Origin of the sequence: Edwardsiella ictaluri ATCC 33202, from assembly GCF_000264785.1 — a bacterium.
In the GTDB taxonomy this organism is placed as follows: Bacteria; Pseudomonadota; Gammaproteobacteria; order Enterobacterales; family Enterobacteriaceae; genus Edwardsiella; species Edwardsiella ictaluri.
In genome coordinates this window covers 1-26378 of record NZ_AFJI01000053.1, presented here as the reverse complement: position 1 = coordinate 26378, position 26378 = coordinate 1, and the positions used below count along the sequence as shown (strand labels likewise).

Annotated in this window: 21 protein-coding genes and 1 pseudogene; 13 read left to right on the top strand and 9 right to left on the bottom strand. The window is 56.3% G+C overall.

The genetic code is table 11. The features are described 5' to 3' along the window. Positions 1 to 115 precede the first annotated feature (115 nt). Together EIEH_RS07135 and EIEH_RS07130 are read left to right on the top strand one after the other, a co-directional pair. Positions 116 to 1147: a HoxN/HupN/NixA family nickel/cobalt transporter gene (locus tag EIEH_RS07135; protein WP_015872199.1), complete on the top strand. Its 1032-nt coding sequence runs from the start codon at positions 116 to 118 to the stop codon at positions 1145 to 1147. Positions 1148 to 1394: 247 nt separating this feature from the next. Further along, positions 1395 to 2003, top strand: a complete 609-nt coding sequence (locus EIEH_RS07130; protein WP_015872200.1) for a transglycosylase SLT domain-containing protein — start codon at positions 1395 to 1397, stop codon at positions 2001 to 2003. A 5-nt stretch (positions 2004 to 2008) separates the two neighbouring features. Here EIEH_RS07130 and EIEH_RS07125 read toward each other — a convergent pair whose 3' ends face one another. From EIEH_RS07125 to caiT, 7 genes are all read right to left on the bottom strand, one after another. After that, positions 2009 to 2224 carry a hypothetical protein gene (locus tag EIEH_RS07125; RefSeq protein WP_015872201.1) on the bottom strand — a complete coding sequence of 72 codons (216 nt, stop codon included), beginning with the start codon at positions 2222 to 2224 and terminating at the stop codon, positions 2009 to 2011. Positions 2225 to 2248: 24 nt separating this feature from the next. Continuing rightward, entirely contained in the window at positions 2249 to 3802 is a 1554-nt protein-coding gene (caiC, locus tag EIEH_RS07120) for a crotonobetaine/carnitine-CoA ligase (protein WP_015872202.1), read from the bottom strand. Between the two features lie 731 nt (positions 3803 to 4533). Next, the gene (caiD, locus tag EIEH_RS07115; protein WP_015872203.1) at positions 4534 to 5319 is read right to left on the bottom strand and encodes a crotonobetainyl-CoA hydratase; all 786 of its coding nucleotides are present in this window, start codon (positions 5317 to 5319) and stop codon (positions 4534 to 4536) included. A gap of 85 nt (positions 5320 to 5404) precedes the next feature. After that, positions 5405 to 6967, bottom strand: coding sequence for a crotonobetaine/carnitine-CoA ligase (caiC, locus tag EIEH_RS07110; RefSeq protein WP_015872204.1), 1563 nt, complete (start codon positions 6965 to 6967; stop codon positions 5405 to 5407). Positions 6968 to 7030: 63 nt separating this feature from the next. Further along, a complete protein-coding gene (gene caiB, locus EIEH_RS07105) occupies positions 7031 to 8251 on the bottom strand; it encodes an L-carnitine CoA-transferase (protein WP_015872205.1) in 1221 nt (406 codons plus the stop codon). A 105-nt stretch (positions 8252 to 8356) separates the two neighbouring features. Next, the gene (gene caiA, locus EIEH_RS07100; protein ID WP_015872206.1) at positions 8357 to 9499 is read right to left on the bottom strand and encodes a crotonobetainyl-CoA dehydrogenase; all 1143 of its coding nucleotides are present in this window, start codon (positions 9497 to 9499) and stop codon (positions 8357 to 8359) included. A 32-nt stretch (positions 9500 to 9531) separates the two neighbouring features. Continuing rightward, positions 9532 to 11055 (bottom strand): L-carnitine/gamma-butyrobetaine antiporter, encoded by a 1524-nt coding sequence (gene caiT, locus EIEH_RS07095; protein WP_015872207.1) that lies wholly within the window; start codon positions 11053 to 11055, stop codon positions 9532 to 9534. A gap of 665 nt (positions 11056 to 11720) precedes the next feature. Here caiT and fixA point away from each other — a divergent pair. The 5 genes from fixA (at position 11721) to EIEH_RS07070 (ending at position 16509) form a co-directional block, all read left to right on the top strand. Beyond that, a complete protein-coding gene (gene fixA, locus EIEH_RS07090; protein ID WP_015872210.1) occupies positions 11721 to 12494 on the top strand; it encodes a putative electron transfer flavoprotein FixA in 774 nt (257 codons plus the stop codon). Between the two features lie 11 nt (positions 12495 to 12505). Beyond that, a complete protein-coding gene (locus tag EIEH_RS07085) occupies positions 12506 to 13447 on the top strand; it encodes an FAD-binding protein (protein ID WP_015872211.1) in 942 nt (313 codons plus the stop codon). A gap of 58 nt (positions 13448 to 13505) precedes the next feature. Next, the gene (gene fixC / locus EIEH_RS07080) at positions 13506 to 14798 is read left to right on the top strand and encodes an FAD-dependent oxidoreductase FixC (protein ID WP_015872212.1); all 1293 of its coding nucleotides are present in this window, start codon (positions 13506 to 13508) and stop codon (positions 14796 to 14798) included. Next, positions 14795 to 15082: a ferredoxin family protein gene (locus EIEH_RS07075; RefSeq protein WP_015872213.1), complete on the top strand. Its 288-nt coding sequence runs from the start codon at positions 14795 to 14797 to the stop codon at positions 15080 to 15082. The genes fixC and EIEH_RS07075 overlap by 4 nt, the downstream gene beginning before the upstream one ends. A 110-nt stretch (positions 15083 to 15192) precedes the next feature. Further along, positions 15193 to 16509 carry an MFS transporter gene (locus EIEH_RS07070; protein WP_015872214.1) on the top strand — a complete coding sequence of 439 codons (1317 nt, stop codon included), beginning with the start codon at positions 15193 to 15195 and terminating at the stop codon, positions 16507 to 16509. Between the two features lie 71 nt (positions 16510 to 16580). Here EIEH_RS07070 and aes read toward each other — a convergent pair whose 3' ends face one another. Then, positions 16581 to 17552, bottom strand: a complete 972-nt coding sequence (gene aes / locus EIEH_RS07065; protein ID WP_015872215.1) for an acetyl esterase — start codon at positions 17550 to 17552, stop codon at positions 16581 to 16583. A gap of 480 nt (positions 17553 to 18032) precedes the next feature. Here aes and caiF point away from each other — a divergent pair, with 480 nt between their 5' ends. The 3 genes from caiF (at position 18033) to modD (ending at position 20646) form a co-directional block, all read left to right on the top strand. After that, positions 18033 to 18458, top strand: a complete 426-nt coding sequence (gene caiF / locus EIEH_RS07060) for a carnitine metabolism transcriptional regulator CaiF (RefSeq protein ID WP_035609124.1) — start codon at positions 18033 to 18035, stop codon at positions 18456 to 18458. 521 nt (positions 18459 to 18979) lie between these two features. Next, positions 18980 to 19801: a class I SAM-dependent methyltransferase gene (locus EIEH_RS07055; RefSeq protein ID WP_015872218.1), complete on the top strand. Its 822-nt coding sequence runs from the start codon at positions 18980 to 18982 to the stop codon at positions 19799 to 19801. Beyond that, complete coding sequence (modD, locus tag EIEH_RS07050; RefSeq protein ID WP_015872219.1) at positions 19798 to 20646, top strand: ModD protein; 849 nt, start codon at positions 19798 to 19800, stop codon at positions 20644 to 20646. Before EIEH_RS07055 ends, modD begins: the two co-directional genes overlap by 4 nt. A gap of 75 nt (positions 20647 to 20721) precedes the next feature. Here the strand turns inward: modD and EIEH_RS07045 are convergent. Further along, positions 20722 to 21413, bottom strand: a pseudogene (locus EIEH_RS07045) (IS5 family transposase); the annotation flags it as partial. Positions 21414 to 21516: 103 nt separating this feature from the next. Here EIEH_RS07045 and EIEH_RS07040 point away from each other — a divergent pair. The 3 genes from EIEH_RS07040 to EIEH_RS07035 form a co-directional block, all read left to right on the top strand. After that, positions 21517 to 22548: an IS630 family transposase gene (locus tag EIEH_RS07040; protein WP_015872222.1), complete on the top strand. Its 1032-nt coding sequence runs from the start codon at positions 21517 to 21519 to the stop codon at positions 22546 to 22548. Between the two features lie 839 nt (positions 22549 to 23387). After that, complete coding sequence (locus EIEH_RS17525; RefSeq protein WP_071525704.1) at positions 23388 to 23690, top strand: PapB/FocB family fimbrial expression transcriptional regulator; 303 nt, start codon at positions 23388 to 23390, stop codon at positions 23688 to 23690. 384 nt (positions 23691 to 24074) lie between these two features. Then, positions 24075 to 26378, top strand: a 2304-nt coding sequence (locus EIEH_RS07035; protein WP_193352019.1) for an inverse autotransporter beta domain-containing protein, incomplete at its 3' end; no start/stop codon positions are given.

Here is a 26378-nt window from a genome sequence, read left to right as displayed (position 1 = left end):
ATTTTATCAAAAGATCATACATTCCCTTCCCGTAACGGACGGTCTGCGAGCATTCCCCACCGCCTGCCCCTCACCAAATCGACGCCATCGGCGCCTCTACGGGAGAACACAGCAAATGAAAGGGTATTCGGACAAACAACGGGGGCTGGCACTGCTGGCCCTGCTGATCGCGGCCAACCTCGCCGCCTGGATCTGGGCCTTTTGCGTCTTTCGCCAGCACGCCGTCATGATGAGCGCAGCGCTGCTGGCCTATGGCTTTGGCCTGCGCCACGCGGTGGACGCCGACCATATTGCCGCCATCGATGCCGTCACACGTAAGCTGATGCAGCAGGGGAAAAAACCGCTCGGCGTCGGCGCCTTCTTCTCCCTGGGCCACTCCACCATTGTGATTCTGGCCTGTCTGGCCATCGTACTGACGTCGATGGCGTTTCGCGATCGCATCGATGCCCTGCACCAGTACGGCGGGCTGATCGGTACCGCAGTCTCTGCGCTGTTCCTGCTGGCGATGGGGCTGCTGAACCTGCTGATCCTGCTGAGCGTCTGGCGCCAGTTCCGTCGTCTCACCCGCCACGGCGCATCGGTGGGCGAGGCACCGTGGGACGATGGGCTACCCGGCGGCCTGATGACCCGCCTGTTCCACCGCACCTTCCGCCTGGTTACCCGCAGCTGGCACATGTACCTGGTGGGATTCCTGTTCGGCCTCGGGTTTGACACCGCCACCGAAGTCGGCCTGCTGGGGATCTCAGCCTCTGCCGCGACCCACGGGCTCTCCCTGTGGTCGCTGATGGTATTCCCGGCGCTGTTTACCGCCGGTATGGCGCTGGTGGATTCGTTGGATAACTTTGTGATGGTCGGGGCCTACGGCTGGGCCTTTTCCCACCCGATCCGCAAGCTGTACTACAACATGACCATCACCGCCGCCTCGGTCGCCGTCGCGCTGATCATCGGTGGCCTGGAGGCACTGGGGCTGATGGCTGATAGCCTGCAGTTGCAGGGAGGCTTCTGGCAGATGATAGGCAGCCTTAATGACAGGATGGGCAACGCCGGCTTCTGGGTTATCGGCGGCTTTATCCTGTTCTGGCTGCTGTCGCTGCTCAACTACCGCTGGCGCGGCTACGACCGCATCACCCTGAGTGCCGTTGAGTAAAGTTACAATTCGTGCCGTGATCTGCTGCAACATTAACGCTATGATCGTCCTGTCCGGTCCACCGAGCTCCCCGCCCGGCGCCCGGTAACAGGGAGAACAGGCCACGGCGGATGATACGTGAAAATGTCAGGCAATCCCGCCTCCGTTCACGCTGTGCGCGGGCTCTTATCGGCCGGCGCCAGCGACAAACGGCCTGACCGGCGGGCGTCGACCCCGCATGACGCGTACAATTGCGGAACACAGCCTCATGACTCAGACCTCACAGCGCACATATTTTCTTTGCGGCAGCCTGCTATTGCTGCTGATGGCCGGCTGCTCCAGCCACCACCGCCCGACAGCCAGCTATAATTCCCATGCCTATGACGGCATCATCTACGCGGCAGCGGCCCAGTACAATCTGGATCCCAAGCTTATCAAGGCGATAATCCAGGTCGAATCCAGCTATAATCCCAGCGCCGTCAGCCCCTCCAACGCCATCGGCCTGATGCAGATCAAGGCGGACGGCGCCGGCTGCGACGCCTATCGCTACCAGGGCAGGCACGGCTGTCCGGACAGCGACGACCTGTACGATCCAGCCACCAATATCCGACTGGGCGCTGCCTACCTCAGCGCGCTGCAAAACCAGCAGCTCTACTGGATAAACGATCCCCTGACCCGCCGTTATGCCACCGAGGTGGCCTACGTCAACGGTGCCGGAGCCCTGCTGCGCACCTTCTCAGCCAACCGTCAGACCGCCATCGCCATGATCAACAGCCTGACGCCGGCAGCCTTTCACTGGCACGTCCGCAGCCATCATCCGGCGCCACAGGCGCCGCGCTACATGCTCAAGGTCGAAACCGCCTATAACCACCTGTAGGAGGCTCAGCCCCCATTGCATAGCGGTACGTTTTTACGGCAAAACGGGCACCAGGTATGACAGCGGCTCAGCACGCTGTGTAGCCGGGTGCGGATCCGCTGCCGGCACGCCGGACAGATGGCGTAGCGCAGATCCAGCAGCCTCTGCACCGTGCCGTCCGCAGCGCGTTCCTCTTCATCGCCGTCTGCCTGACGGCGGGCGCTCTGCACTCCCGGTGGCATATCTCTCCTCCTGCACCATCGTCCTCAGCCGCCGCACAGCCGCAGCCGCTTCTTATCCACCTTGCCGGAACAGGTGCGTGGAAACTCCGCCACGAACTCCAGCAGCGTGGGAACCTTAAACGCGGCCAGATGCGCCGCGCAGTGGGCGATCAGCGTCTCGGGGCGCACCTCGGCGCCCGGCGTCAACTGCACTATCGCCTTCACCGCCTGATCGCGCAGCGGATCGGCCACGCCGATAACCGCCGCCTCTGACACCGCCGGGTGGGTTTCCAGTACCCCCTCCACCTCGCTGGAGGCCACATTCTCTCCCGACCGCTTGATCAGATTGACCGCCCGATCGACAAAGTAGAACCATCCCTCCTCATCGCAATAGCCGGTATCGCCGCTGTACAGCCAGCCATCTCCGCGCAGCAGGCGGGCGGTTGCCGCCGGATCGTCATAATAGCCTTTAAACAGGCTGCGTCCGGCGACGCCGCGGATACAGATCTCCCCAATCTGCCCCGGCGGCAGCGGATTGCCCTGCGCATCGACGATCCGCGCCTGGTATCCCATGCCGGGACGCCCAATCGAGGGGTAGCGCCGCTCCTGCCCCGGCGTATCACCGATCGCCCCCACCACCGTCTCCGTCATACCGTAAGAGTTAAACAGACGCACGCCAAAGCGCCGCTCAAAGGTTTGCTTCTCGGCGTCGGTGATGTTGAGGTAGAAAAACAGATCGCGCAGACAGTGGTTGCGCTCCCAGGCACGCGGCGGCTGCAGCATCAGGGTGCGCACGATCAGCGGCATGGCGTGGCTAAGGGTGGCGCGGTGCAGGCAAACCTGACGCCAGAAACGGCGTGCGCTGTACTTTTCCAGCAGGATCAGCGTACCGCCGGTCATCAGCATCGGCATCGCCGCGCTGCACTGAAAGTCGATATGAAAGTTGGGCATACAGCTCAGGTAGCGATCGCGGGCCGTCATCTGCCCCTGCCAGGCGGTGTAGTGGCCGCCGAACAGCAGATTGGCGTGGGTCAGTTCGACCCCCTTGGGGCAGGAGGTGGTACCTGAGGTAAACAGGATCTCCGCCACATCGTCCGCGCAGAGCGGCACCAGAGCCCGCAGCTGGCACGGCTGGGCGGCACAGGCACGCTGAAAATCGATCGTCCCCGTCGTCTCGCCCTCGCCCTCGCGCAGGATCACCCGCTGACGCAAGGGATGGGACAGGCGCCGGTACAGCGGTAAAAACGCCGCCTGGCAGACCAGCAGGCTGACGCCGCAGCGGCCGAGCAGATAGTCGCACTCCTGTTCGGTATAGCCGGTATTGACCGGTACGGCGACAGCGCCAATGCAGGCCAGACCAAACCAGCAGAACAGAAACTCGGGGCAGTTACGCATCTGCAGCGCAACCCGATCGCCCTTGCGCACCTCCAGCGAAAGGAACAGGTTAGCCGTCTTAATGATTTCATCGTACATCTGGCGATAGCTATACTCCCGCGTATCACCGGCCAAATCCTCATACACCAGCGCACACTGCGCACCCTGATGGCGCGCCCGCGCCTGCCACACCTCCCTCAGCGTGGCATTGCCGATCATATCCATAACCCCTCATCGTGCGATTGTCATCCTTGGCCATCCCGTCAGGCCGCAGTTCCATACTGGCGAATATAATGCTCATATAGTTTTAATTTCTTATTTTTATATGTCCTTATGCTAAGTAATGGCGTAAATTTTGGGATTAATCACATTACCAAAAATAAAGATGTAAAGGTCTCTGCCGAGACGTGCGGTTAAGCGGAGAAAAAGTGGTCAAACGATACAAGTAGCAAACATCGTCATCACAACAGTGACGCCGCTGGCCACCCCATCATTATCGCTTATCTGGCGCACTGCAATGTCATCGGTTTACCCACCAATAAATAGATATTTTGCGGTTCAATGCGATACCGTTAGATAAAGACGCATTTCATTTAAGTAAATACATTAGCAGGATGGCTGGAGGAATTAAAATATATGAACTATATTTTTAGCCTAATTATTTTCTCCCGAAAGTATTTAATTCAATAAATATTGAATTAACAAAGTTCCATTTTTCCCAAGATGAAAAAAGAGACGGCTATGGGTTATTTCTTCCGGAGGTGGGCTTACCTTTCCCGCCGCCACGCAGAGGGGCTCTACGCCCGGCAAGATCAGCGCCTGGTGGGCAAGTACAGGGTGTTCTATAGGTAGATCAGTGCGGAATATGCCCGTACTCCCTTCACCGATGCCCAAAAAAAGACGGAGGGGAAAAGCCCTCCGTCTACGGTCTCAGCCACACAGTCACTTCACGGCGCTCAGCGCCCCTTCCAGACCGGCTCGCGTTTTTCGGCAAAGGCCTGTGGCCCCTCCAGCGCATCCTCCGAATGCAGCACGGCCGGATAGTGCTTCAGGGCGCCGCTGCGGATCAGGCGATAGCCCTCCTCGACGGACAGCTCTGCGGTGGCGCGGACAATCTCCTTCAGCGCTGCCAGCGCCAGCGGTGCGCTCTCCGCCACCTGCTGGGCCAGCGCCCGCGCCGTCTCCATCAGCCGATCGCCCGGAACCACCTGATTGACGATCCCCCAGCGCAACGCCTCTTCGGCCTCCATACGGCGCCCGCTCATCATCATCTCGTTGGCGATCGCCGGCGGAATGCACTTGGGCAGACGCAGCATGCCGCCGCTGTCCGGGACGATCCCCAGCCTGGCTTCCGGCAGGGCGAAACAGGCATTGTCGGCGCAGACGATCATGTCTGCCGCCAGCGCCAGCTCAAAGCCGCCGCCAAAGGCGTAGCCGTTGACCGCGGCAATCACCGGCTTATCCAGGTTGAACAGCTCCGTCAAGCCGGCAAAGCCGCCCGGGCCAAAGTCGGCATCCGGCGCCTCGCCCTCCGCCGCCGCCTTCAGATCCCAGCCGGCGGAGAAAAAGCGTCCGCCGGCGCCGGTAATGATGGCGACCCGCAGCGTCGGATCGTCGCGGAAAGCGATAAACGCCTCCCCCATGGCCAGACTGGTCTTGGCATCGATGGCATTGGCCTTGGGGCGGTTCAGCGTAATTTCCAGAACTCCACCGTTGCGCGCTATCTGTAATGACTCGCTCATCCTCATACTCCATTCCGATTCAACAGGGTGATCGCACCGGCGCGTAGCCACAGGGCTGGCGGCGTACGCCGGCCCCCGGTGCGGATTAACATAAACTTTTTTTGATCACTTTCCCCGAGCAGCTGCGCGGCAGGCTGTCGCGGATCTCCAAAAAAGAGGGCACCTTAAACTTGGCCATCCGGGCGGTGCAAAAGGCAAAGAACGCCTCTTCGCTCAGCTGTTCGCCGGGATTCAGCACTACGACTGCCTTGATCGCCTCATCACGGATAGAGTCTTTCAGACCGACCACCGCCACATCCATAATTTGAGGATGGGTCGCCAGAATATTCTCAATCTCCACGCAGGAGATATTCTCCCCGCAACGTTTGATCATGTTGCAGCTACGCTCGACAAAGTAGAAGTAGCCCTCGTCATCGCAGTAGGCGTAGTCGCCGGTGCGCAGCCAGCCGTCAGACGTCAGCACGCGTGCCGTCTCCTGCGGCAGAGCGTAATACTCCTTAAACAACGTCTTGCCGGGAACCCCGCGCACCCACAGCTCGCCGGTCTCGCCGACGGCCAACGGATGGCCGTCGGCACTGCGGATCTCCGCCTCATAGCCCATGCCCACCCGGCCAATAGAGGGCCAGCGCCGCTTGTCGCCCGGCCGGTCGCCAATCAGGCCGACGATGGTCTCCGTCATGCCGTAGGAGGTCAGCAGACGGACGCCGAAGCGCTGCAGAAAGGCCTCTTTCTCCTCCGTCGGGAGATTGAGATAAAACAGCACCTCGCGCAGGCAGTGGCTGCGCTCCCACGGCATCGTCGGCTGCATCATCAGGGTTTTGATCATCAGCGGGATACACTCCGTCAGCGTGGCGCGGTACTTGCAGACCTGCCCCCAGAAAGCGCGAGCGCTGTACTTTTCCAGCAGCACCAGCGTCGCCCCGACGCTAAAGGCGGCCATGGCGACGGTGCACTGGCAATCAATGTGGTAGGCGGGCATCGGCGTCAGGTAGACATCATCGGCGCGCAGTGCGCACTGCCAGGCGGTGTAATAGCCGGCGAACAGCAGATTGTAGTGGGTGATCACCACCCCCTTCGGTGCAGAGGTGGTTCCGGAGGTAAACAGGATCTCGGCGGTATCCAGCGCGCTGAGCGTCGGCGCATGTAATAGCTGCACCGGCTGCTGAGCCTTCAGACGCTGAAAATCCTTCATGACATCGGTGTCCACCGCGGGGGACACCCCGGCATCGATCAGCAGAATCCCCTGCAGCGGTACGTCCGCCTCGCGGCACAGCGATGCATAGACGGGCGCGGCGGCGCCCGTGGTCACCACCAGCCGGACGGCGCACTGGCGGATGATAAACGCGCACTCGTCATGCAGCAGGTTGGCGTTAACCGGCACCACGACGGCGCCGATCTTGGCCAGGCCAAACCAGCAGAAGATAAACTCGGCGCAGTTGTTCAGGTGCAGCGCCACCCGGTCACCCTTTTCGATCCCCAGGGTCAGAAACAGGTTGGCCGTGCGATTGATCTCCTCGTTCAGCCGGGCGTAGCTGTAGCTGCTGGCCTCACCCCGCAGATTTTCGACGATCAGCGCCGTTTTCCCGCCGTGCATCGCCGCCAGATCGTCCCACGCCTGGCGCAGATGGCGTTCCCCTATCATGTCCATGCTCTACCGCCGTTTAATGGTGCCATGCCGTTGCCCCCCGACGCAGACAACGGCAGTACGGCCTTACTGACCGGTCTTGGCCAGCCCTTTCGCCACCAGGGCGTCGATCGCCATCTGGTCATAACCGATGCTGTGCAGGATCGCCGCGGTATCCATGCCATGCTCCGGCATGCCGCGCCAAATCTGCCCCGGGTGATGTTTAAACTTCGGCATCACGTTGGGGCCTTTACAGGTGTGCCCATCAACGGCCTTCCAGGTGGTGATCGACTCGCGTGCCACGTACTGCGGGTTGCTTTCCAGCTCATCCACGTTCAGCACCTTGGCGCAGGCGATCTTCAGCCCGGCAAAGCGGGCCTGCACCTCGGCGATGGTGTGCTGCGCCAGCCAGGCGTCCAGTTTCTCCTCGACCAGCTCGCCGTGCGGGCATTCGATGCGGTGGATAAGCTGGGTGCCCTCCGGCACCTCCGGCGTATCCAGCAGATGCGCCAGGCCGATATCGTTGAACATCTCACGGATCTGGGTGATCCCCACCAGCTCCATCACGATATAGCCGTCGCTGCACCGATACAGGCCGCAGCCGGCGTAGTAGGGGTCCTTGCCTTTGGTCATGCGCGGACACATTTCGCCGCCGTTGAAGTAGTCCATCATGAAGTACTGCCCCATGCGCAGCATCACTTCATACATGGCGACATCGATGCTCTCGCCCACGCCGGTCTGCTGTGCCTTGTGCAGGGCGGCCAAGGCAGCGGTGGTCACCGTCATGCCAGAGAAGTAGTCGGCGGTATATGGGAAGGCCGGCATCGGCTGATCTTTATCGCCGTTCTGGATTAGATAGCCACTGAACGCCTGGGCGATGGTGTTATAGGCGGCCAGGTTGGTGTACTCCGGCGTGCCGTACTGGCCAAAGCCGGACAGGTGAGCGATCACCAGTTTTTTATTGCGCTCCCACAGCACCTCGTCGGTGATGCCGCGGCGGGCGAAGGCCGGGCCCTTGCTGGCCTCGATGAAAATATCGGTGGTCTCCATCAGGCGCAGGAAGGCTTCGCGTCCCTCATCCTTAAAAATATTCAGCGACAGCGCGTGCAGGTTACGTCGCGACAGCTGGGGATAGTTGGGCTGTACCCGGATCGTATCCCCGTAAGCGACGTTTTCGATCCAGATAACTTCGGCGCCCCATTCGGCAAACATTTGTCCGGCAAAGGGACCGGCGATCTCGATGCCGGAAAACACGACGCGCAGGCCGGAGAGCGGGCCAAACTTGGGCATGGACAGACGGTCAGACATAACGTGATCCTTCTTAAAAAAATCAGCGGACCCGGGGCCGGGCATACAGGCTGATCCCGGGTGTCATGGCAGACAGACGGTCGCCGCGGCGGCCGTCTGCGGCCCTTAGCGATACTGCTTCAGCACCGCGCGGCCCAGGGTCAGGATCTGCATCTCGTCGGAGCCGCCGGAAACGCGGTCCACGCGCAGATCGCGCCAGAAGCGGGTGATGCGGTGATCGCCGGCGATCCCTACTCCACCCAGGACTTGCATCGCGGTATCCACGACCTCGAAGGCGGCGTTGGCGCAGAAGTATTTACACATCGCCGCATCGCCGGAGGTCATCAAGCCGTTGTCGCTCTTCCAGGCAGACTCCAGCAGCATGTTCTTCATGGAGTTCAGCTTGATCGCCATGTGGGCGAACTTCTCCTGGATCAACTGGAAGCGGCCGATGGTTTCGCCGAACTGCACGCGCTGATTGGCGTAGCGCGCGGCGTCCTCAAAGGCGCACAGCGCGGTGCCATAGTTGGTCAGCGCCACCAGGAAGCGTTCATGATCGAACTCCTCTTTCACCCGGTTGAAGCCGTTGCCTTCGCGCCCGAACAGATCCTTCTCCTCCAGCTCGACGTTGTCGAATACCACCTCACAGCAGCTGTCCATGCGCAGGCCCAGCTTCTCCAGCTTGTTGACCTTGATGCCCGGCAGGCTCATATCGACAAACCACTCGGAGTAGACCGCTTTCTCCGGCGAGGCGCCGTCGCGCGCCATCACCACCAGATACGGGGTATAGGCGCTGCTGGTGATAAAGCACTTGCTGCCGTTGAGGTAGACCTTGCCGTTCTTGCGCGTATAGGTGGTCTGCAGGCTGCCCACGTCGGAGCCAGCGCCCGGCTCGGTGATCGCAGAGTTCCACATTTGCTTGCCGGTACCGCGGAAGGCCATGATGCGGTCGATCTGCTCTGCGGTGCCCTCGCGCAAGACGGTGTTAAACCCGCCCGGCAGCTGGTACAGCACATAGGTCGGCGCCCCCAGACGGCCCAGCTCCATCCAGACCGCGGCCAGGGTGACAAACCCGGCGTCCAGTCCGCCCTGCTCCTCCGGCAGCAGCAGTGAGTCGATGCCCATATCCGCCAGTGCCTTAACAAAACGCTCAGGGTATTCGCTGTTGCGATCGCACTCGGCAAAGTAGGCTTCCCAGTTCTCCTGCGCCATCAGATCGCGAATCCCGGCAACGAACAGCTCCTGCTCGTCAGTCAGTGTAAAATCCATGTGTCAGACCTCTTGTTTGGCAAATTAACGGGTTAATATTTCCAGTACGTGGACTTGGCATCTTTCAAGAACGATATGGTTATCAATATGTTGACAAAGAACAGCGGGCAGCCGCCGGCGATGATCGCCGTCTGAATCGGCTTCAGTCCGCCCAGAGCCAACAGGATGATGCCGATGATCCCCACCAGAATGGACCAGCCTACGCGCACCCAGATCGGCGGTTCCTGATAGCCGCTGGCCTCTTTACAGGTCGACATCGCCAGGGTGTAGGAGCAGGCGTTAATCAGGGTCACGGTGGCGATAAAGCACAGGATGAAGAACGCCCACATGGTTGCCGTACTCAGTGGCAGCGCGGCCCAGGTTTCAATGATGGCGCGGGCCACGCCGTGGGTTTCGATGGTCTTCGGCAGATCGACCACGCTGTTGTTCATCAGAGAGAGGGTGTTGCTGCCCAGAATGGTCCACAGCAGCCAGGTCGACGCCGTCAGACCGCCGACCATCCCCAGGCACAGCTGACGCACGGTACGGCCTTTGGAGATACGGGCCAGGAAGATACACATCTGGATGCCGTACACGATCCACCATGCCCAGTAGAACACGGTCCAGGCCTGCGGGAAGCCGCTCTTGCCGACGGCATCGGTGTAGAACAGCATCCGGCCGACGTTCATCAGCAGCACCCCGACGGAGTCGGTGAAGTAGTTAACGGTGAAGCTGGTGGCACCGATGATCAGGACCCACGCCAGAACGATGATACTCAGGTAGTTACGCACGTCGCTGGCCACCTTGACCCCTTTCTGCAGGCCAAAGGCGACGCACACGGCGTTAAAGACGATCCAGCAGCAGATGATCAGCGCATCCAGCTCCAGCGTATGCGGCACGCCGAACAGATACTGGATACATTCGGTCACCAGCGGTGTCGCCAGCCCCAGACTGGTCCCCATCGCCAGGATCAACGCAACCAGATACAGGTTATCGACCACCACGCCGAACAGGCCGTTGCAGCGCTTCTCGCCCATCAGCGCGACCAGGGTGCCACTGGGGCGGACTACGCTGATTTTGCGCACGAACAGGAAGTAACCAAAGGCCACGGCCAGGAAGCTGTAGGTCGCCCACGGCAGCGGCCCCCAGTGGAACAGGCTATAGGCCAGCCCCATCTCTTTGGCGGTGTTGGAGAACGGCGTCAGGCCAAACGGCGGCGTGGCGACATAGTAATAAATTTCGATGGAGCCCCAGAACAGGACCGCCGCAGAGGTACAGGAGGCGAACATCATGAAGATCCAGCTGACAGTGCTGAACTCCGGCGCCTCATCCCCCAGACGGCGTTGGGCAAAGGGGCCAAAGATCAGCCAGAACCACCCGCCCAGCATCACCACCATGTACCACTCGAAGGCCCAACCCCATGAATAGGTGATGTAGTTAAATACCGAGTTAATCACCGCGTTGGAGGCATCCAAATCGCGAATGGTCAGGTAGCAAAGTAACGCAACAATAATCAAAGACGGGAAAAAGACTTTGGGCTCTATCCCTGTTTTCCGGCTGCTATTTTCAGTCTTCATTTACGTATCTTCCCTCATGGAAAGGCATACCTCTCCATGATCACGTTAAGTGTAAAGGTTCTGAATAAGCCACGTCAGCGTATGTAAAACATACGTTGGCGCGACATGAGTCGCTATATCAATTGAAATAAAAAATAAATTAATAACAAAATTACAATAATGACACTTATCCATCAATCTTATCCCGTGGGATAAGCAAGGATGCATGATTAATGTGTAATTATAATGAAATTTGACCGTTCAATAATCCGTGATCTTAATCAAACAATTTCTCCGCTCTCGCGCCGCCGATGCCAGAGACGACGCACCCACCATCACGACGCGCTAAAAAAATAAAATAAAAACAACAAGTTACAAACAAGCCGAGGATGCTTGTCGCGATGCAAACACGATGTAACACCTTCAATATTGGTGATCCATGTATTATTTTGGCATTGTGAATCATGGTATTTCTATTGGCGTCAGAATGATTTCAGCGCAAGGATGCGAGATGAGGAAATATTAAATTATGCGAGTTTTATTGGCGGTTAATTTATTTATAGACCAGGTGAATCATTTTTAACAAGCGTATTACCAAAAACACAATTTAATTTTCCTCCTTGTGTATAGCCTGATTCAGGACAGTTTTGCTACACCTAAATTTTATATTGCCTATCGGAGAAGTGATGAAAATTATCGCATGTTATAAACTCATCCCCGAGGAGCAGGATATCACGGTCAACAGTGATGGCTCCCTGAACCTCAGTAAGGCGGATGCCAAAATCAGCCAATTCGATCTGAATGCGATCGAAGCGGCTAATGCCTTAAAACAGCAGAACAGCGATATTCATATCGTCGCCATGAGCGTCGGCGGCGACGCCCTGACCAACGCCAAGGCGCGCAAGGATGTGCTGTCCCGCGGTCCGGACGAGCTGATCGCCGTCTCGGCGGCAGGGCTGGAAAACAGCCTGCCGCACCAGACGGCCTCTTTGCTGGCTGCTGCCGCGCGCAAAAATGGCTTTGACCTGATCCTGTGCGGCGACGGTTCGGCGGATCTGTATGCACAGCAGGTTAGTCTGCTGCTGGGCGATGCGCTCTCCGTCCCGGCGATCAACGGCGTCAGCCGTATCCTTAGCCTCTCCGATGGCCAGATCGAGATCGAACGCACCCTGGAAGATGAAATAGAAACCCTCACCCTGCCCCTGCCGGCGGTCATTGCCGTCTCCACCGATATCAATGCCCCGCAGATCCCGTCCATGAAGGCCATCCTCGGTGCCGCCAAAAAACCGGCGCAGACCTGGTCTTGCGACGATCTGGACGTCGGCGACGCCCTCGCCTATACCACCCTGCTCAGCGTTCAGGCGCCGCAGCAGAAGGCGCGTGCGCGGGTGATCATCGAAGGGGACGGCGAAGAACAAATCGCCGAGTTTGCAGAATATCTACGCAAAATCGTGCGTTAATGGGGAACAACATGAGCAAATATGCAACCGTATGGATATTCAGCGACAGCGAATCACGTCTGGCAGAGCTGATGGGCGGCGCACGCGCGCTGGGTGACAACGTGCAGGCCGTAGTGCTGGGCGATGCCCAGGCGGCGCTGGCCTTCCGCCTCGGTGCCGACGCCGTGCATGATCTCGGCGTCCTGCCTGCCGAGCGTATCATCGAAGATTACGCGGATACCCTGGTGCAGGCCATCCGCGCCCACGGCGAACGGTCGCTGGTGCTGCTGCCAGCCAGCCGCCGCGGCAAAGCGCTGGCCGCCCGCCTCGGTGCCCGACTGCAGGGCGGTGTGGTCAACGACGCCAGCGAAGTGACCCTGGAGGCGGGTCAGCCCATCGCCACCCACATGGTGTACGGCGGCCTGGCGCTGGGTAAAGAGCGCATCGATACTCCTTACGCAGTCATCACCCTGGCCAGTGGCGCCTTTGCCGCCGCCGCCGAAGACGCCGCACGCAGCGGCAGCGCCAGCGAGCTGGCCTTTGTGGCGCCTGCACAGCCCGTCATCTGCCTATCCCGCCGCGCCAAGCAGGGTGAAAACGTCGATCTGGGCAAGGCGCGCAGGGTTGTCAGCGTCGGGCGCGGCATCGGCAACCAGCAGAACATCACGCTGGCGCAAGCCTTCAGCGATAGCATCGGTGCCGAACTGGGCTGCTCACGCCCGGTGGCAGAAAACGAGAAGTGGATGGATCGTGAACGCTATGTCGGGATCTCCGGCATCATGATCAAGCCAGATCTGTATCTGGCCCTGGGGATCTCAGGACAGATCCAGCACATGGTCGGCGCCAACGGCGCACAGACCATCATGGCGATCAACAAGGATAAAAATGCCCCGATCTTCCAGTATGCCGACTACGGCATCGTCGGCGATCTGGTAAAAATCGTCCCCGCCCTGACCGAAGCCCTGAAACGCTAGCCGTATGGCCGGTGCCGTCACACCGGCGCCGGCCGCATTATCTGCCACTGGAGACACCATGTCTGAAGATGCATTTGACGCAATTATTGTCGGCGCCGGTCTGGCCGGTTGCGTAGCCGCGCTGGTTCTGGCGCGCGCCGGAGCCAACGTGCTGGTGATTGAGCGCGGCAACTACGCCGGCGCCAAAAACGTCACCGGCGGTCGGCTGTATGCCCACACTCTGGAGCGCATCATTCCCGGATTTGCCGGGCAGGCGCCGGTTGAGCGCCGTATTACCCACGAGAAGATCTCCTTTCTCACCGCCGACAGCGCCGTCACCCTGGACTACCACAACGCCCGCGACGGGGTGGCTGAGACGGCCTCCTATTCGGTACTGCGCGGTAAATTTGATACCTGGCTGATGGAGCAGGCCGAAGCGGCCGGCGCCCAGTTTATCCCCGGCATCCGTGTCGATCGTCTGATCCAGCGCGATGGCCGTGTCGTCGGCGTAGAGGCCGACGGCGACGAGCTGGAGGCCAATGTGGTGATCCTGGCCGAAGGGGTTAACGCCCTGCTGGCCGAACAGATCGGCATGGTGCAACCGCGGGTCGAGGCCAAAAACGTCGCCGTGGGGGTCAAAGAGCTGATCGAACTGCCGCGCGAGCTGCTGGAGGCGCGTTTTGCCCTGCAGGGGAACGACGGCACCGCCTGGCTGTTCGCCGGCACCCCCTCCGATGGCCTGATGGGCGGTGGTTTCCTCTACACCAACGGCGACTCCCTGTCGCTGGGGATCGTCTGCGGTCTGCACCACATTGAGCAGGCGGGGAAATCTATCCCACAGATGCTGGAAGACTTTAAGCGGCACCCGACGGTGCAGCCGCTGATCGAGGGCGGTAAAACCGTCGAGTACGCCGCCCACGTAGTACCGGAAGCCGGCATCAACATGCAGCCTAAGCTGGTGGCCGACGGCGTACTGCTGGCCGGCGATGCGGCAGGCATGTGCCTTAACCTGGGCTTTACCATTCGCGGAATGGATCTGGCCATTGCCTCCGGTGAAGCTGCGGCGCACGCCGTACTGGCCGCCCGCGAAAAGAGCGACTTCAGCGCCGCCGGACTGGCCGAGTATCCGCGTCTGCTGGAGAGCCTGCCGGTGATGAAAGAGCTGCGCCACTACCGCAAGGTACCGCAGATGATGGATAACCCGCGCATGTTCACCCAATACCCACAGCTGGCCGCCGACATCATGTCTGCACTGTTCACCGTCGACGGACGCCCGCCGCAGCCGCTGCGTAAGACCCTGCTGCAGCACTGTAAGCAGGTCGGCTACCTGAATCTGCTCAAAGACGGCATTAAAGGAGTGACAGCACTATGAGCGAACCGGTTAACGTCGATGTCAAACTGGGCATCAATAAGTTCCATGTCGATGAGGGTCATCCGCATATCATCATCCGCGAACACCCGAACATGGCGGCGTTCCACACCTTGACCCTGGCCTGCCCGGCGGGACTGTACAAGCTACAGGACGACGGCACGATTCAGTTCGACTACGCCGGCTGTCTCGAGTGCGGCACCTGCCGCATCCTGGGCGTCGATGACGTCCTGGCGCAGTGGAACTACCCACGCGGCACCTTCGGCGTCGAATACCGCTATGGCTGACCCTCCGACGGAAACAGCGCACCCTGTCCGCCGTATCACAATAATCAGCCACCTGCCGACGCCCCGCCTGTCGCGGGGCTTGCATCGCCACTCTTACAGATACCGGGATTATGGAACAGCATAAAAGATTCGATGACATCCGTTTTACACCGGTGCACCGCAAGATCATGCTGTGGGGGAGCGGAGGCCCGTTCCTCGATGGCTATGTTCTGGTGATTATCGGCATCGCCCTCGAACAGCTGACCCCCTTGCTGCAACTGGACGCCAACTGGATAGGGATGGTCGGCGCCGCCACGCTGGTCGGGCTGTTTATCGGCACCTCGCTGTTCGGCTATGTGGCTGATCGGGTTGGGCGCCGCCTGATGTTTCTGATCGACATCATCGCCATCGGCGTGATCTCTGCCGCCACCATGTTTGTCACCTCGCCGCTGGAGCTGGTGATCCTACGCTTTCTGATCGGCATCGTTATCGGTGCCGACTACCCCATCGCCACCTCGATGATCGCCGAATTCTCCTCCACCAAACAGCGCGCCTTCACCATGGGGTTTATCGCCGCCATGTGGTATATCGGCGCCACCACCGCCGATCTGGTGGGCTATCTGCTGTACGATGTGGAAAACGGCTGGCGCTGGATGCTGGGCAGTGCGATCGTTCCCTGCATCATCATCTTACTGGGCCGGGTCGAGCTGCCGGAATCGCCGCGCTGGCTGATCCGCAAGGGGCGCCACGCAGAATGCCGCGCGCTGATGATCAAGCTGTTCGGCCAGCCTGTGACCTTTGACGACGAAGCTCCGCAAGAGACCCGCTACCGCGATATCTTCAGCCGCCGTCATCTCTCCTCGATCCTGTTCGTCGCCGCCATCTGGACCTGTCAGGTGATCCCCATGTTCGCCATCTACACCTTTGGCCCGCAGATCGTCACCCTGCTGGGGCTGGAGCAGGGGCGGGAGGCGGTGCTGGGCAACGTGGTGATCAGCCTGTTCTTCATGCTCGGCTGCCTGCCGGCCATGTACTGGCTCAACAGCGTTGGCCGCCGTCCGCTGCTGATCGGCAGTTTCGCCATCATGACCCTGTCGCTGCTGATGCTGGGGCTGGTCGATCAGCCCGGGATCCTGCTGATCGTCAGCGCCTTCGCCCTGTACGCCTTCTTCTCCGGCGGCCCGGGGATCCTGCAGTGGCTCTATCCCAATGAACTGTTTCCCACGGCGATCCGCGCCTCGGCGGTCGGCGCCGCCATGTCACTGAGCCGCATCGGCACCGTGGTCTCAACCTACGCCCTGCCGCTGTTCATGCAGCAGCACGGGATCTCCGCCACCATGCTGGCTGGCGCCGGCATTTCGCTGTTCGGTCTGCTGATCTCGGTGATGATGGCGCCGGAGACCCGCGGACTGTCACTGGAGCAAACCAGCCGGATGAAACTGTTTTAACGCCGTCCCGCCCTGTGGGCGGGCAGGTCGGCCACGAATCGGCGGGTAGCCCCAGGGCTACCCGCTGCGCATCAGGCAATCTGAAGCTGACGGTAAAAATAGTCAGCGCCGTCGCGCAGGGCCCGGTCGGCGCTCTCCATCATGCGGGAGTAGTGCAGAAAGGCGTGCATCACGCCGGGATACATGTGGTAGCTGCAGGGCTGGCGGTGTTCGCGCAGCGTCTGGTACAGCGCCACGCTGTCGTCCAACAGCGGATCGAACTGCGCCCCGGCGATAAAGCAGGGGGGAATGTCATGGGTGAGATCGTTGTTAAACAGACAGTAATAGGGCGACTCCCGCGACGCCGCATCCGGCAGATAGGCCTGCTCATAGCTCAACAGATCCGCCTGGGTGAGCCCATCCCAAACGCCGCCGTACAGACGACGGCTGGCCGAATCCCGCAGACCATACAGACCGTAGTAGAGCAGCACCCCGCGCACCTCGCCGCAGTCGATCCCGCGATCGCGCATCCACAGCACCGTCGCCATCGCCAGCATGGCCCCGGCGGAGTCGCCGGCAAAGCCAATCCGCGCCATCGGCAGCCCGTACTCACCGGCGCGGCGATGAAAGAAGTCACAGACGGCGACGCTCTCCTCGATAGCCTGCGGGAAGCGCGCCTCCGGCGACAGGCTGTAATCTATACCGATCACCGCGCAGCGGCTGTAGTCGGCCAGCAGACGCATAATGCGATCGTGGGTATCCAGATTACCCACAATAAATCCGCCGCCGTGCAGATAGAACAGCACCGCCTGCGCCGGATGACGCGGAAAATAGATACGCGTCGCAACCGGGCCGCGGGGCGTCTCCACGCTGACCTGCTCACAGCGGGCCATTTCGACGCCGCCCTGATTCCAATACTGCCGTTCCTGAATATAGGCCTGACGCATCGACGAATAATCTAAGCAAATCTGTTCATCCGTTGTATTCTGCTGCTGAAATTGCATAACACGCTTCATTTCATCAGAAATACGCTCAGGAACATTTACTTTATTCTTCTGTTGCATACCGTTCTCCCAACCGATTAACTGATATTTTATGATATACAGAAATGGGTTCTGTGAGCTACGCCATAAGCAGAAAAAACCATTATAAATAATAGGATTACCATCACGTCACACGAGAGAACCGCGCAACGGCGGACATCAGAAAATGTAATAAAATGACATCGACAATAATATTCTCGATCATATTCACCCCATCCATGATGAAATCATGTTAATTCTCTGCGTGATATAGAATATGGTCGATCACTTAAGCTAAACCAAAGTAAAACATTGTTTTAACAACGGCACCGCGGCAACATTTTTATCAAAAAGATATAAAAATTTATTGTGATTAGACGCAGCCGTTGGGTATATTCAAATATATCCATAGCCTGTATGCACAGACGTCAGCGATGCTGTCAGGATGCCTCTCGAATATTGCACGACAGGTTACAGAATCCTGTTAATTGTATTAATCATTCTGGTTAAATGGGTGGAAATATGCGTAGAGAATATGCTCAGGAACCTTTATATCTGTCTGTTGCACGCTGGGTGATGCAACAGCAGCGTTGGGTCAGCGCCCGCGAGATAGCCCAACAGTTCGACCTTTCTCCCTGCAAAGCCATCAACACCGTCTCCTATATTTTATCCGGTGTGGAGGAGATTACCTGTCAAACCAAAACGGTCCCCAATCAGCTAGAGGGCCGCGGCTGTCAGTGCCAGCGCCTGATCCAGGTCACCCACATCGATGAGCTGATCGCCGCGCGGATCAGCAACGCCATCAACACGGATAGCGAAGGCGCCAACGCAGAGCAGCAGGCCGTGGAAGCCGAGGCCGTCGCACGCATGGCCATCCGCGTCCCCCCCGATGAGCTCAACCGCGAACAAAAATGGCAGTGGATGCTCTCCAAGGCACAACGTAAATAAGGGCAGGCTCGTACCGGGAAAGTTTACCCATCCGCACCATTCCACCCGCCACCGACGCCCAGAGGGTGGCAGAATCAGTCCGGTGCGGACGGGTAATCATTCAAGACGTCATCGGAGAATATAACGCTGAATACCGCTTGCGTATCAACCCCTGCGACATAAACCCTACCTATCCGTTATACAATAAATAACGTATTAAGCGGTATATTTATTTATTAGCTAATGTCCGATTTGGCTGATTGCTAAATTTTCCGTGGTGCATGGCGCATTATTGACTATCCACTATCCCCTCCGCCCTTTTTTATTTTGTCGACAGGTGCTACACCCCGGTACCAATGCCCTTCTGTCCCGCATCAGCTACCGACGGCGGATAAAAATCGCGTAGTATCCTACTGAGAACATCAGTATCACGCGGTGCTTGACGTCACGTTCGCCTCTTTTAATTATATAAATATATAGCGATGATGGCCTCTGCCCCAGGCGACCGCACTGGCGCAGACACATCGCCAAGGAGATGGGTTATGCTGATCGATGAAATAGACTTCGCCGCGCTGTACCGCCAGCAGCTGACGCAGGCACAGCGCACCGCCAAACCACCGGCGCACTGGGATCGCCGGGCGCAAGCCATGTCAGTCACCTGCGCCGTACCTCAGGATCCCTACTTGCAGCAGCTAACGGCGGCGATGGATCTGAGCCGGGCACAGACCCTGCTGGACGTCGGGTGCGGCCCCGGCAGCGTCTGTCTGGCGACGGCGCCACGCCTGCGCCAGGCCTATGGTCTGGACTACAGCAAGGGTATGCTGGCGGTCGCTGCCCTGCGCGCCGGCCACCTAAACCTGGATAACGTCACACTGATACAGCGCGCCTGGGAGGAGCCTTGGGACGATATTCCCCGCTGCGACGTCGTCGTCGCCTCACGCTCGACCCTGGTCGACGACCTGCGCCCGGCGCTGGCCAAGCTTAATCGACACGCCCGCCAGTGGGTCTACACCACCCACCCGGTCAGCAGCAGCTTCGTTGATCCACAGATCCTACAGGCCATCGGCCGCCCGATCCGCGAGCTACCCAACTATATCTATGCCGTCAATATTCTCTACCAGATGGGGATCCACGCCAGCGTGAGCTTTATCGGCACCCCCGCCTGCCAACAGCACGCGGCGACGGCAGCGCAGTTTGCCGATGCCATCGCGCTGGCCCTGGGCGAGGTCAGCCTGCAGGAGCGTCAGGCGCTGGAGGCCTATTATCATCACTGCCGGCAGCGGGGACGCGCACCGGCCGGAGCACGACGTGACTGGGCGCTGATCGCCTGGCAACCGCAGCCATTAACGGAGGATCGGGAATGATTTTTATCAGCGACAGCCAGCTGGACGCCTGGCTGCAGGAGGATATCCAGGGGGGCGATATCACCACCCGCGCCCTGGGGATCGGTGAACGGCACGGTGAGATGCATTTTTACCACCGCCAGGGGGGCTGCGTCAGCGCCATCGCCCTCACCTGCCGCATGCTGGCCAGACTGGGGCTGGAGACCATCGCTGCCGTGCGCGACGGCGATCGGGTCGTGCCCGGCGCCCTGCTGCTGCAGGCCCGCGGCAGCGCCGTCGCACTGCATCAGGGCTGGAAAGCCAGCCAGAATCTGCTGGAGTGGAGCTGCGGGGTCAGTGACTGCGCAGCCCGTATGGTAGATATCCTGCGCCGCTACCAGCCAGAAGGGCAGATAGCCTGTACCCGCAAGTCGATCCCTGGCACCCGGCTGGCGGCCATGCAGGCGGTGCTCGACGGCGGCGCCATTCTGCACCGCACCGGCTGCGCTGAAACCGTTCTGCTGTTTACCAACCACCGACGTTTCTGGCCAGAGCCCGATGACTGGCAGGGTATGGTGACACGCCTGCGTCGCCAGGCGCCGGAAAAGAGCCTGATCGTCGAGGTGGATACCCCGCAGGAAGCCGAGGCAGCGCTGGCCGCACAGCCCGATATTCTGCAGCTGGATAAGTTCACCCCGGCGCAGATAGCGAAGATCCAGACGCAGGCGGCCACGCTGGCCCCCTGCTGCCGCCTGTCGCTGGCCGGCGGAATTAACCTGAACAGCATTGAGGCCATCGCCCAGATGGGCGTTGGACTGCTGATCACCTCAGCACCTTACCACGCGGCACCGGCGGACATTAAAGTCCGCCTAATGCCCTGCACCTAACCCTGCAACGGGGAACACCATGCCCCGGCGTCGGCTTAAAAGCGCCAGCCAACGCCCAGGTTAAAGCCGCTAGGGGGCTACCACCGGCGGACGGTAGCCCACTTTCTTTTTCCAGACGTCATTGCTGGCGCTCAGGTGCTGATTCACAACCGCGTGGTTACGCTCATGATACTTGTCCGGCCAGTCTTGCGCCCCGCTTCGTGGCGGTATAAGTGGCCTGATTTTTTCCCTGGCAACGCATCATGGCAATAACGGGTATCGTAAGCTCCGTCTGCTGAGGCTTCCCTGATTTTCCTGTGGGTCTGGTTTATGAGTCCCGGCAGTGCCTGAGTATCTGTCGTCCCGCTGAGTGATACGTCGGCACAGATAATTTCATGCATCGCACTGTCTGCGGCCAGATGAGGCTTGTGCCACACTCTGCGCCTGTCAGCTCCGTGCTGCCGGACTTTCCATTCACCTTCGCCGGAGACTTTCAGACCGCTACTGTCAATGACGAGGTGCGAGATCACGCCACGGGCTGACGTCTTTATGCTGATGTTCACGCGTTTTGCCCGTCTGCTGACGGGAGAGTCATCCGGGCAATGCAACGACAGCCCCATCAGCTTAAACATCGGGTCAACGAAGCCCTGTAATGCACGTAGCGACAGGTTAAACACACACTTCATCATCAGGAGCGTGGTAATAGCCATATCGGTGTAGTGAAGTGGCCGGCCACGACCTTCAGGCTGAGCACTGTCGGTCCACGCCGCGATGGCCGGTGCGTCAAGCTAAATAACTGCCCGGAATAGTAGATCACTCAGGGGGAACTCAGTCCGGTTTATGCGATCTGATCAATCGCAGAATATCCCAAATCACCAGCCAGACTGAGCAATGCCGATCATCGCACCAATACCCAGAGCTGAACGACACCTCACGCAGAAAACGATCCATAAAACAAAGGATAAAAACCACGCCCGGCGGCTTACCGCCATGCTGATGCTGCATCGTGGTGACACCGTCAGTCATGTTGTCAGAACGCTCTGCTGTGCCCGCTCGTCGATTGGTCGCTGGATTAACGGGTTCACACTGTCTGGTGCTGAAGGCCTGAAGTCATTGCCGTCAGGACGTGGGAGGCGCTGGCCGTTTGAGCATATTTGCGCATTGCTGCGTGAGCTTGTTAAGCATTTTCCTGGTGATTTTGGTTATCAGCGTTCCCGCTGGAGTACCGAACTGCTGGCGATAAAAATCCGTGATATCACGGGTTGTCCGCTACATGCTTCAACCATCCGGCGATGGTTACCTGCAGCCGGACTGGTATGGCGCAGAGCAGCACCAACACTGCGTATCAGGGACCCGAATAAGGAAGAAAAAATGGCAGCGATTAATGTGGCGTTAGCCAGTTGTACCACAGGACACTCTGTGTTTTACGAAGATGAAGTGGATATCCACCTCAATCCCAAAATCGGCGCTGACTGGCAGCTACGCGGGCAGCAAAAGCGCATCGTCACGCCGGGCCAGAATGAAAAGTACTCTCTTGTCGGCGCACTACACAGTGGTACGGGTAAAGTCAGCTACGTTGGTGGAAATAGTAAATATTCATCCTTATTTATCAAACCCTTAAAACATCTAAAGGCGACATACCGGCGGGCAAAAACGATTACGCTCATTGTCGATAACGACATCATTCACAAAAGCCGTGAAACATTGCGCTGGCTGCAAGCAAACCCAACGTTCAAGGTGATTTACCAGCCGATTTACTCACCGTGGGTCAATCATATCGAACAGTTGTGGCAGGCGCTTCATGAGAAAATCACCCGAAATCACCAGTGCCGTTCAATCTGGCAACTGTTAAAAAAGGTTCGTCATTTTATGGATACCGTCAGCCCATTCCCCGCTGGAAAACATGGACTGGTTAAAGTGTAGCGGTATTATGATCAGTTATTTAGACCGTCAGTGAACCGCGCTGTCTGAGCGCGTTGTGGTAGGCTGACCAGTTGGTGATTTTAAACTTTTGCTTTGCCATGGAAACCTGATGTTGAAACAACCATAACGATCAGATCCGCCGCCCCCTGAAAGTTCGATTTATTCAACAAAGCCGCAATAGATATTAATACACCTCTCCTTCCTCAAGATCGGCAGAGTTAGTCACCCTACGTTAAAAATTGATTTTAATTCAATTAATTACAACAACTGCACCATCCCATATCTTTCATAAGTACTCTCTGCACATTTCCATATCAACAGTATTCCTGATTCACTTACATAGCCACCTCGTAGGCAATATCACATTTATGTATTGATATTATCCTACAGCGATAAATATTTTTTTTTCAATAGAAATTCCAATAAATAACAATTTGCACAAAGCGATAATTAGCCAACTAATTCAATATTTTACTTTTTTTGCGCAAATATATGATACGTTTTTTGACCAAAGACACATTTATGTCTAATTTTTTTTATCTAAAAAATACAAACAAGGCAATAATTTTCGCTCTTTTTTTACTGTATTTGTTTTAGTTTTTAGTTTTTTATACTAACTTTATTAATTCAATTGGATTTATAACCCTTTTATTACTGATGATATAACACTTAAGATCGTGAAATTATCTTTTTGCGGAATAATCGCCGTGACTTAAGATGTTCACCAGTTGAGAGCGAGGTGAAGTGAAGAGCAGCTGTTGAGATAGGCAATAGGCAGAAGTGGGATTAGGGGTGATCTATCATTTAGTTACATTGATAATAATGGGGGGGCTGATTATATGGATAATGATACGTTTACAAAAAGCAGGACAGAAGGCAGCGATAACAGTACCCTACCCCTGTCTACCAAGAAAGATAATTTTGTCCCAGGCACTATGACAGAGAACCGCTTCTGGTTATTAGTCGAAATATCCTCAATCCATAGCGAGAAGGTCATCGCTGCACTAAACGAACATTTAGTATTGGGCTACTCAAGAAGAGAGGTCTGTGAACGCAATAATGTTTCTGCAGGATACCTTTCGACCAGCTTAACAAAGCTACTACGGATTGATAACGCAGTTACACTGTTGGCGCCTCGTTAGGCATAAGGACTTAATCCCGGAACCACGCCACGTGCAGTGTACCTCGACAACCTAATAAAGGTTATTTTTACTGTTAATATACGTGTTTTTGTTCCATCAATTATTTGGTGAAAAATATAGAATGGTAACATAGCCCTCAGCCATAACCGCTGAGGGCTGCATGCATTCATTAATATAAATAGACATAACTCAATAATATTATAAAAATATTTTACGTCAAATCAATAATATTAATAGAGATCACTCTTTATGTTGTGATCTCCATCAATGTTATTGGAGCTTCACGGGTGTGTTGAGAGGAATCTTTTACACTTACGCTGAAAGATGCCTATACCGGTAGTTCCTATTTCGATGAGAAACCGAAAAGAAATAAGTGGGGCGTATATGAATAAACTATCGAAGTATTTTTTACATAAGCGAAGTGATTTGCTTTTTGGCACTCTTTTAAATAAAACCCCCCTCCATCGGGTGGCTAATTTATGTCTTTTCATGCAGATGTTTTCATTAGGGATTGCTGTCTATTATCCTGTTTCATCAGCTATTGCCGCATCAACCCCCATCTTAAATGTTACAACCCAACCTTATATCCTGGCTAAAGGAGAGACACCACAGACAGTCGCTGAAAAGCTGGGTATACCGTTATCTAAACTATACAAGCTTAATCAGTTTCGATCTTTTCACAAATCATTTTATGATTTAAGCGGCGGTGATGAGATTGATATTCCTGCAAGCAATAATTATAGCTTCGAAAATAGACCCTTAGATACAAAAGTAGATAATAACGAAAATTACTCTGCTAATAAAACAAAAGCAGCTGTGAATGTGTCAGAAAGCAATAAATCACCAGAAGCATTAGGCGTAGCCTCTTCCATGGCCTCTAGTGCTGCTAACAATGCCATTCAAAAATGGCTTAGCCAGTGGGGAACGGTAGAGTCCCAATTAAGTTTTGATAGCAAGGCATCATTGAAGAATAGTAGCCTAGATTGGCTAATACCTATTTATGATACAGATGAAAATACTTGGTTTATTCAAGCTGGCGGTAGAAACAAAGATAGCCGCAATACGGTTAACTTAGGTTGGGGGGTCCGCCATGTTTATAATGGTTGGATGTATGGACTCAACAATTTCTTCGACTATGATATAACCGGCAACAACAGGCGGTTAGGCCTTGGCGTCGAAGCGCGCACAGACTATTTGAGTATTGCGAGTAATGCATACCTGCGCATGAATAATTGGCATCAGTCTCGTGATTTTTATGATTACGATGAGCGACCTGCCAATGGTTTTGACATGCGTGTCAATGGGTGGTTACCGGCCTATCCTCAAATAGGTGGAAAGTTAGTTTATGAGCAATATTATGGTGATGAAGTTGGCCTATTCGGAAAAGATGACCGACAAAAAGATCCAAAGGCCATTACTGCAGGGGTTAGCTGGACACCGTTCCCGTTATTAAGCCTTGGGGTTGACCATAAAATTGGTCAGGCTGGAAAGCATGACACCTCCGTTAACTTACAGTTAACCTGGCGCCCAAGTGACTCATTGTCATCACAGTTAATGCCTGATAATGTAGCGGCAAGCCGTTTGTTATCTAAGAGTCGCTATGATTTAGTTGACCGTAACAACAACATTGTATTGGAGTATCGTAAACAGCAGCTTATTTCTTTAAAATTAAGCCATGGTGAAATAAATGCACCTGGCGGCACGTCTCATACTATTATTGCAACAGTCGCCGCTAAGTCTGGATTGAGCGATATAACATGGAATGCCGCCAACTTTATTGCAGCAGGCGGAAAAATAAAGGCGATTGATAAAACCGTATTTGCGATTACACTACCTCCTTATATCAACCAGGGTAGCGACCGTAAAACACAGAAAAGTGGCGCCCAAGGCGGCAACGCTTATACGCTAATCGCTGTAGCACAGAGTGACGATGGAAGCATCTCAGAGCCTAAAGAGTTACATGTAAATGTATTGCCACCGAACATAAACTTTAACGGTGACTTGCAAATCAGCAATAATAATGCCATGGCCAATGGTGTTAATGCGATCAATGTTGCCGCAGTAATCGCTGATGATGATAACAACCCATTAAGAAACCAAAGAGTGTTGTTTTCAATCAAATACCCCAGCGGTGATTCAATTTCTAAAGAGTCAATAACGAATGACCGTGGCATCGCCAGTGTTGATATCACATCAACAATCCCTGGCGTGGTTAATGTTACAGCAACGATCAATGGCATAAGCAAATCAATTGATATTTCCTTTGAAAATATCAATATTGCTGTTGACAAATCTCAGCTAACGGTAGATCCAGCGATGATAATCGCCGACGGCAAATCTACGGCAAGATTAACGTTCAAAGCGAGGGATGCTATAGGTAACCCTATAACATCTATTGCGAATAAATTATCATTCTCTGCATCTGGTGCGGCTAACGCGTTAACTATTTCAACACCTGTTGAGTCCCCTGCCAGTTCTGGCGATTACATCGCAACGATCCAAGGGACAAAATCAGGGAATGTCATTTTCTCACCTTCATTGAATAATAGTATTATCTCTGGTTTAACTGCATCATTAACGCTTATACCCGATAGCGCTAACCCTGATACAACACAATCGACGCTGACGGCGGCACCGGCCACCATTGTTGCCAATGGCCTCGCCAAGTCACTGTTGACCCTAACCCTG